Origin of the sequence: Mammaliicoccus fleurettii (assembly GCF_003970575.1) — a bacterium.
Taxonomy (GTDB): domain Bacteria; phylum Bacillota; class Bacilli; order Staphylococcales; family Staphylococcaceae; genus Mammaliicoccus; species Mammaliicoccus fleurettii.
The window spans coordinates 1-7,891 of sequence record NZ_RXWZ01000046.1 but is presented as its reverse complement, the minus strand read 5'-3'; the positions used below and the strand labels follow the sequence as shown (position 1 = coordinate 7,891).

Sequence of the window (7,891 nt, the reverse complement as noted above, 5' to 3'; positions counted from 1 at the left end):
ATATAGTTATTCTTGTTATATTTTTCATTCTTACACTTCCCTTATGTGATTTAAGCTAGCTTAATTATAATATAAACAATTCATAATATTCTGTCAATTATAAATTATACATTTTTTACCATAACAAAACCCTTGCTATCTTTTGTTGATAGCAAGGGTTTTGTGTTATATTTAAATTAGTTAGATACCTTACATAGACTTATTAAATGATGGCCGTCATTGGGTAATGTTTATGTCTAAGGTATTTTTTTCGTTTTTATCTTTCATATTTACATCTCCTATTTCAATTTCAATACTTGTCCAATTTGTATCACATCTGATGTTAAGCCGTTTAATTTCTTTAATGTTGCGACTGTCACGCCTGTTTTTTGACTGATTCCCCACAACGTATCTCCTGCTACGACTGTATATGTTGATGGATTACTTCCAATTGCTGCTCCGTGTATTGCTTCTGCTAATGATTTTGTATATGCGCTTAAATTATTTTTAATGGCATTCATATCTTTTGTTGACGTGATGAATCCTAATTCTACAAGTCTATAGTTGATATATTCTGCTTTTGCAACATTACAATTTAATAGGTCACTTCTTTCAGTAATGCCTCGAATTGTGCCGACATGTTTTTGAATTGCTGCTTGTATTGCTTTATCAATGTTATCTGGTGCTAATCCGCTTGGAATAATGACATGTCCTCCAGTTGCTGATGCTGACGCTGCGTCTAAATGAAATTCCACTACTATTTCATAACCTTGTGATTTAACCCAATACAGCCCATAATCTGTCTTGTTTCCTACTTGTTGTCCATATGCTGTATCTTGATACATGTCTTGGTTTTTACCATATACAGCAACATCATTTCCTGCTTGGCTTAAATAATTAGCTACTCTATCCACAATATTTGCTCTAATAAAATCTCTTTCATTTGTACCATTTCCTACTGCTCCTGGATCATTATATCCATGCCCTGCTACGATCATAATTTTTCTACTCATTTGAACTGCTCCTTTATTTTTAGATTGATCTAATTTTTGATTTAATTTTGTAATATCATATTTTTCTATTGGCATACCACTGCAAACTCTTGTGATTTCATTTGCAATGTTTTCTCCTTTTTTGCGTAGTTGAATATGCAAATGTTCACTCATTGGATTATCAGCATAATTTGAATTACCTTGTAAGCCAATAATATCTCCTTGAATGACTTTATCTCCTTTTGAAAATTTCAAAGAATCTCTTTCCATATGCCCATATATCCAATCATTACCATTGCTATCTCTAATCTCCATTGTTCCACCAAAGTTTCCAAACGGTTCACTGAGAATTACTGTTCCGCTTGCAACTGCAGGAATATTATCTGTCTTATTATTAAATACGTCGAAAGCTCTATGATACCCGCTACAATAAGCATCATAATTGATACCGTCTTCTGTGTAGTTTCTATATCCATATTGCTTTGGATAGTTATCGTACGTTCTTGGATCTGAAGATATTTCCCATCCTTTTTTAGTTAAATAATTTATTGCTGTTAACATTCAATCATCCTCTCAATTTTTATTTCTTACCTGATTGCTTTAAAATCTTTTCCTGTTCCCTAGATTGATTCGTTAAAATGAATGTATTTTTCCAAATTCCATATAGTACAAATACAATTGGAATACCTGTATTTAATACATTCATCCATGCATTTAACTTTTGAGGATTCAGCCATTCGACTTGAATACCAGAAGCATTTAAAGCTAAGTACAACGCTCCAATAAAACCACCTATCATTGCGATGAACTGTTTAACTTTATCCGGATCAATTTGGATTCCGTTCTCATCTTCTGAATAATTCAAATTAACTTTATCTGTTTTGAAATTCATTTTAACCATGTTTATCACCTCCTTGGTTACACTATAGTATAACTTTTGGTTGACGTCAATAACTTTAGGTTATATTTTTTATTATTTCATTGAAAAAATATAACCAAGAGTTATAATATAAGTATAAATCATATAAGGAGCGGGAAACTTATGGTGTCTGAAAATAAACTCTCTGAACAAATTAGTTTATTAAGAACAAGGAATGGATGGACGCAACAACAATTAGCAGATGAATTACAAGTTTCAAAGCAATCCATTTCATATTGGGAAACAGGTCGTAAAGCACCAAAGATGAAAAAAATAGAAGAAATGGCTAAATTGTTTAATGTAAGTGTGAGTTATATTTTAGATGGGGAAGCTAAAGTGACATATAATTCAACTGCCGAAACAATTGCAGCACATCTAGATGGAGAATTAACTGAAGAAGAATTAAAAAAAGTATTAGAATATGTTGATTTCATAAAACAAAGAAATAAATAAAACATATTTTATACAAAACTTATGGTGGGGATAATTTGAATAGATACGAAAAAACACTTATCAATAATGAACACATCGTCATAAAAGAAACAAATAACCTTCCACATCAATTGAAAGGTTTATATGTAGATGGATTAATTTTATTGAAAGATGATTTATCTAACAAAGAAAAGTTAGAAGTTCTAGGAGAAGAATTGGCCCATCATGATATAACGTATGGCGATATACTTGATACAAATGAATTATGGAAATGGAAATTCGAACATAAAGCAAGAAGATTAGGATTCGAAAAAATCATACCTTTAAAAAGTATAGTCCAAGCATATCAATCAGGTGTTCAAAACAAATTTGAGTTAAGCAATTATTTAGATGTATCGGAAGGATATATTGATGAAGCTTTAGAACATTATAAACAAAAATATGGTTTAAGTACTTGGTATGATCATTATTTAATTAAATTTAATCCACTTCAAGTATTTGAATATAGAGAAATAAATTAACAATAGAGGATGGGACAATAATTTAAAAAGCGCAGAAATTCAATTTCAACATTGAATTTCTGCGCTTTTTCTATAAAGGTTATTCACACTTCTACTGACTTGTGTGAATATAAGCGTGCTATGACTAAGTAGATGACTGGATGGGACGACGAAATCTTTTTAAAAATTAGATTTCTGTCCTACTCCCTATTAACTACCACTCTGCTATACTTCTATCTTTATGTCTCCATATAGGATTATGCCAGTCATGACCTTGCTTAGCCATTTCTCTAACATGTTCTTCATCTATTTCGACACCTAGTCCTGGATTTTTAGGGATATCCACATACCCATCTTTAAATTCAAACACTTCTTTATTTTTAATATAATCTAAAATATCACTATCTTTATTGTAATGAATTCCAAGACTTTGTTCTTGAATAAAAGCATTATGGCATGTTGCATCTACTTGTAAACAAGATGCTAATGCTATCGGACCTAGTGGACAGTGTGGTGCTGCTCCTACGTCATATGCTTCAGCCATAGAAATAATTTTTTTACATTCAGTAATACCACCTGCATGAGATAAATCAGGTTGTATAATATCTACATAGCCACTTTCTAATATTGGTTTAAAGTCCCATCTTGAAAAAAGTCTCTCTCCTAATGCTATTGGAATTGTTGTAGTTTGACTAATTTCTCTTACTGCTTCTATATTTTCACTTAAAACTGGTTCTTCAATAAACATTGGCTTGAATTGTTCCAATTCTTTAGCTAATACTTTAGCCATTGGTCTATGAACTCTCCCATGAAAATCAATACCGATTCCTAATTGATTACCAACCGCTTCTCTAATGCCAGCTACACGTTCTATTACACTATCTATTTTTTCATAACTATCTACATATTGTAATTCTTCTGTTGCATTCATTTTAATTGCTTCAAAACCATTATCATGTGCTTTTTTTGCTGCCATAGATGTATCTTGAGGTCTATCTCCGCCAATCCAAGAATAAACTTTCATAGATTCTCTACACGCACCACCTAGTAGTTCGTGTACAGGTGCATTATGATATTTACCTTTAATATCCCATAGTGCTTGATCAATTCCAGAGATTGCACTCATTAATATGGGACCACCTCTATAAAAGCTACTTCTATACATCATATTCCAATGATCTTCTATATTTAATGGATTCTTGCCTATTAATTGTTGCATAAATTCATCTACTGCTGCCCCAACAGTACTCGCTTTACCTTCAATTACAGGTTCTCCCCATCCAACAATGCCTTCATCAGTCGTGATTTTTAAAAACAACCAACGAGGTGGTACTTGAAACAATTCATAATCAATTATTTTCATATTATGCACGTCCTTTTTCAGAATTTACTTTGTTATAAAATGATTGCGCAGTTTTTTCTAAATCATCATAATATCCATCGGTAATTTCGACTTTAGTATTTACTAAAGCACTTCCTAGCCCAACACCAACTGCACCGGCTTTAATAAAATCTTCAACATTATTTAAATCTACCCCACCTGTTGGTAAAAGTGGAATATGTGGTAATGGACCTTGTAAATCTTTAATATATTCTGGACCCATCGTAGTAGTTGGGAATACTTTAATGATATCTCCACCATATTCATACGCTTCTAATATTTCAGTAGGTGTTAATGCTCCTGGAATACTAACTGCACCATATTTCTTGTTCATTCTAATTGTATCTTTATTAACTGTTGGAGATAAGATGAATGTAGCACCACTTAATATCGCTAATCTTGCAGATTCAGCATCTAATACTGTACCTGCTCCAACGACTACTTTTCCTTTCATTTCATTAGCTATTAACTCTATTGATTCTAGAGCTTTAGGCGAATTCATTGTAACTTCTATTGCCCTAACTCCTGCTTTATATAACGTTTTAACAATAGGTAAAATATTATTTGGATCTGCATTTCTTAAAATTGCAATGAGCTTAGTTTCTTTTATAATTTTTAAAGTATCCATTATAATTACTCCTTATCTGATTACATCATCAGTAATGTTTGTATTTTTCATTTTTTCGATTTCTTCTTTACTTGGCAATCCTTCAACATCACCTTTAACAGTAGTCACAAGTGCTCCTGCATTACATGCTTGTTCGACAGCCTCATGAATAGACAATCCATCAATATAACCCGCTATAAATCCAGCTGCAAATCCATCACCTGCACCAACCGGATCAACAACTTCAATCTTTTTTGAAGCTGTTGCATATCCAGCATAATTTTCATTATGATAATATGCACCTTTGCTCCCTAGTTTCACTACAACAGTAGATGCACCATGTTCTATAATATTCTGAGCAATCTTTTCTTCAGACTTCTCATTAAACAAAAATTCACCTTCGCTAATTCCAGGTAACACAATATCACTTAATGAAATCATTTTTAATAGGGTTTCTCGAGCTTCATCTTCACTCCATAATTTAAGCCTCAAATTAGGATCAAATATAATTTTCAAGTTTAGTTGTTTTGCTATAGATATTAAATGGAATGTTGTCTCTTTACAGCTTTCACTTAGTGCTGGTGTAATACCAGTAACATATAAATATTTAAACTTTGCTATATAATCTTTATCTATATTTGAATTTGTCATGAGACTTGCAGCAGAACCTTTTCTATAATAATGTACACGTGTTTGATCTTGACGTACTTTTTCTTTAAGAAAAATACCAGTAGGTGCATCTTCTATTAATTGAACTGCATCAACATTAATGCCTTCACCTCTTACAAATGAAAGTATTTTATGTCCTAGTTCGTCATTTCCAAGTTGACTAATCCATCCTGTTTTTATATCTAACTTTTCTAAGCCAATGAGCGTATTTGTCTCAGCTCCTGCTATATGACTTGTAAAGCTGTGTGCATAACGCATAGGACCAACTTCATTCGGAGAAAAAACTACCATCGTTTCACCAATAGATAAAACATCCATTATTTCCTCACTCCTTTAACTTAATAACCTTCTGCATTATATAATCTAGCTGACAATCCACCATCTATAACTAAGTGTTCACCTGTCATCATTTCCGAATCATCAGAAGCTAAATATTGTGCTAATTTGCCGATATCTTCTGGCTCATTTATTCTTGGAGTAGCATGTAAATCTAACACACCTTTTCTTACTTCATCTTCATTGTCCATTGAATCAAACCAATTTTTTAAATGTGAAGTATTTGTAAAACCAGGACAAATGGCATTAACTCGTATATTATATTTACCTAAACTTAGTGCCATACCTCGTGTCATGCCATTTACGCCACCTTTCGCAGCTGCATACATATCAGTATCTGGTAAAGTTGCAATCGAATGATTAGAAGAGATGTTGATAATTGAACCTCCTCCTTGCTTTTTCATTTCTGGAATAACGTATTTTGTACAAAGAAACGTACCTCTCAAATCAATATTAATAATGGAATCCCAATCTTCTACAGTAGCTTCTTCTATTGATTTAAACACCGTAATTCCGGCATTATTTACGAGTGTATTAATCTGTCCATATTGTTTAACTGTTTCTTTAACCATATTTATAATACTTTCTTCTTTTGAAACATCTGTTTCAATGAAATAAGCTTCTCCACCGCTCTGTTTGATTTCTTCAGCTGTTTCTTTCCCAAAATCTGAATCTATAGTCGCTACTACTACTTTCGCACCTTTGCTCCCTAATTGTTTAGCGATTCCTTTTCCGATTCCTTTTCCAGAACCTGTGACAATTGCAACTTGTTCATTTAAATTACTCATAATGACTCCTCCTTGAATTTATTTATTTGGTCTTGGTAAAGAGAATATATCTTCAACGATTAAAGATGCTGCACCAATAGTGTATAAATCATCTCCTAAACCTGAAGTAATGATTGGTGTATGTTTAGCTTCTTCACCCATTACTTTTAATTGAATCACTTCTTTTATAATAGGTATTAATGCATCACTTATTTTAGTTAAACTACCACCAAGAACTATAAATCTTGGTCCAAATAAGTTAATTAAAATAGTGAATCCTAACCCGAGATTTCTTGCAACTTCGTGCGTAATATTTATGCAAAATTCATCCCCTTTATTTACTGCAATATAAAAATCATCGATGGTTAAGTCTTCAATGTTATCCTTTTGATTTAAAATACTGCTTTTCTCACCTATTTTTAATTTGCGTTTTACTTTTTTTAAAATAGCTGTTTCAGAAGTTAAAGTTTCTAAACATCCATAATTTCCACATGAACACAAAGGACCATCAGGATCTATCGTTATATGACCAACCTGCCCTGTAACATGATGACTCCCTTTAAAAATAGAACCATTGTTGATAATGCTTGCACCAACTCCATAGTCAACAATTACTGAAATGAAATTACTTTCATCTTTACCTTGTCCAAACCACATTTCTGCTAGTGCTGCGCTATTACAGTCATTATCAATTAAGACTTTTAGTTGTGTAATCTTTTCTAATATTGATTTAATCTGTACATTTTTCCAACCTAAATTAGGAGCAAATATATTTTCACCTTTTTCAGTATCAACGAGTCCATGCATGCCTACACCGATACCAAGTACTTCAATTTGATTTGCTTTATATCTTTCAGTAATTAAATTAATTTGATTTCCTAAATACTCAATCATCTCATTTGGATTTTTATGTACATCCATTTCAATTGCTATCTCATTCAATATCTCTGCCTTTAAATTGCTAACAATAACCTTAGTAGAATATGCACCTATTTCTAAACCAATTATGACTTTCTTCTCTTTATTAATATCTAGAGGAATAGGTTGTCTTCCTCTTACTTTTACTTCAGAGGATTTTTCTTCAATCCATTGCTCTTCAATTAATATTGAAACAATTTCTGAAACTGATGGCCGAGATAAGTCAATTCTATTGGCAACCTCGACTCTAGATATAGGTCCATGCTTTTGAATAGTTCTTAATACAAGTTGTTTATTATAATCTTTCATCAAATTCACATTTATCCTTGATGATTGCTTCATAACAGTCCTCCTCACCTTAATTAAGTAATGTGCAATAACTATATAATTG

Annotated in this window: 9 protein-coding genes; 2 read left to right on the top strand and 7 right to left on the bottom strand. The window is 32.1% G+C overall.

Features of this window, described 5'->3' with window-relative positions; genetic code table 11:
• Positions 1-278 precede the first annotated feature (278 nt).
• Together CD129_RS04085 and CD129_RS04080 are read right to left on the bottom strand one after the other, a co-directional pair.
• Entirely contained in the window at positions 279-1,532 is a 1,254-nt protein-coding gene (locus CD129_RS04085; protein WP_107509702.1) for an N-acetylmuramoyl-L-alanine amidase, read from the bottom strand.
• A gap of 19 nt (positions 1,533-1,551) precedes the next feature.
• Complete coding sequence (locus tag CD129_RS04080) at positions 1,552-1,872, bottom strand: phage holin (protein WP_115337676.1); 321 nt, start codon at positions 1,870-1,872, stop codon at positions 1,552-1,554.
• Between the two features lie 141 nt (positions 1,873-2,013).
• On the opposite strand from CD129_RS04080, the gene CD129_RS04075 reads away from it, so the two are divergent.
• Together CD129_RS04075 and CD129_RS04070 are read left to right on the top strand one after the other, a co-directional pair.
• The gene (locus CD129_RS04075) at positions 2,014-2,343 is read left to right on the top strand and encodes a helix-turn-helix transcriptional regulator (RefSeq protein WP_115337677.1); all 330 of its coding nucleotides are present in this window, start codon (positions 2,014-2,016) and stop codon (positions 2,341-2,343) included.
• Positions 2,344-2,378: 35 nt separating this feature from the next.
• Positions 2,379-2,843 (top strand): ImmA/IrrE family metallo-endopeptidase, encoded by a 465-nt coding sequence (locus CD129_RS04070; RefSeq protein ID WP_107509703.1) that lies wholly within the window; start codon positions 2,379-2,381, stop codon positions 2,841-2,843.
• Between the two features lie 193 nt (positions 2,844-3,036).
• On the opposite strand, the gene dgoD is transcribed toward CD129_RS04070, so the two are convergent.
• Genes dgoD through CD129_RS04045 form a run of 5 tightly spaced genes read right to left on the bottom strand, consistent with a single transcriptional unit; the run spans position 3,037 to position 7,842 of the window.
• A complete protein-coding gene (dgoD, locus tag CD129_RS04065) occupies positions 3,037-4,185 on the bottom strand; it encodes a galactonate dehydratase (protein ID WP_115337678.1) in 1,149 nt (382 codons plus the stop codon).
• 1 nt (position 4,186) lies between these two features.
• Positions 4,187-4,831, bottom strand: a complete 645-nt coding sequence (locus tag CD129_RS04060) for a bifunctional 4-hydroxy-2-oxoglutarate aldolase/2-dehydro-3-deoxy-phosphogluconate aldolase (RefSeq protein ID WP_115337679.1) — start codon at positions 4,829-4,831, stop codon at positions 4,187-4,189.
• 12 nt (positions 4,832-4,843) lie between these two features.
• Positions 4,844-5,797: a sugar kinase gene (locus CD129_RS04055; protein WP_115337680.1), complete on the bottom strand. Its 954-nt coding sequence runs from the start codon at positions 5,795-5,797 to the stop codon at positions 4,844-4,846.
• 20 nt (positions 5,798-5,817) lie between these two features.
• On the bottom strand, positions 5,818-6,603 hold the full coding sequence (locus CD129_RS04050) for an SDR family NAD(P)-dependent oxidoreductase (RefSeq protein WP_107509706.1): 786 nt from the start codon (positions 6,601-6,603) through the stop codon (positions 5,818-5,820).
• A gap of 18 nt (positions 6,604-6,621) precedes the next feature.
• Positions 6,622-7,842, bottom strand: coding sequence for an ROK family transcriptional regulator (locus CD129_RS04045; protein WP_115337681.1), 1,221 nt, complete (start codon positions 7,840-7,842; stop codon positions 6,622-6,624).
• Between the last annotated feature and the right edge of the window lie 49 nt (positions 7,843-7,891).

Excerpts from the sequence above, each read along its gene's own strand:
- CD129_RS04075 (WP_115337677.1), top strand. The coding sequence starts at position 2,014 with ATGGTGTCTGAAAATAAACTCTCTGAACAAATTAGTTTATTAAGAACA.
- CD129_RS04060 (WP_115337679.1), bottom strand. The coding sequence starts at position 4,831 with ATGGATACTTTAAAAATTATAAAAGAAACTAAGCTCATTGCAATTTTA.
- CD129_RS04080 (WP_115337676.1), bottom strand. The coding sequence starts at position 1,872 with ATGGTTAAAATGAATTTCAAAACAGATAAAGTTAATTTGAATTATTCA.
- dgoD (WP_115337678.1), bottom strand. The coding sequence starts at position 4,185 with ATGAAAATAATTGATTATGAATTGTTTCAAGTACCACCTCGTTGGTTG.
- CD129_RS04055 (WP_115337680.1), bottom strand. The coding sequence starts at position 5,797 with ATGGATGTTTTATCTATTGGTGAAACGATGGTAGTTTTTTCTCCGAAT.
- CD129_RS04085 (WP_107509702.1), bottom strand. The coding sequence starts at position 1,532 with ATGTTAACAGCAATAAATTATTTAACTAAAAAAGGATGGGAAATATCT.
- CD129_RS04045 (WP_115337681.1), bottom strand. The coding sequence starts at position 7,842 with ATGAAGCAATCATCAAGGATAAATGTGAATTTGATGAAAGATTATAAT.
- CD129_RS04050 (WP_107509706.1), bottom strand. The coding sequence starts at position 6,603 with ATGAGTAATTTAAATGAACAAGTTGCAATTGTCACAGGTTCTGGAAAA.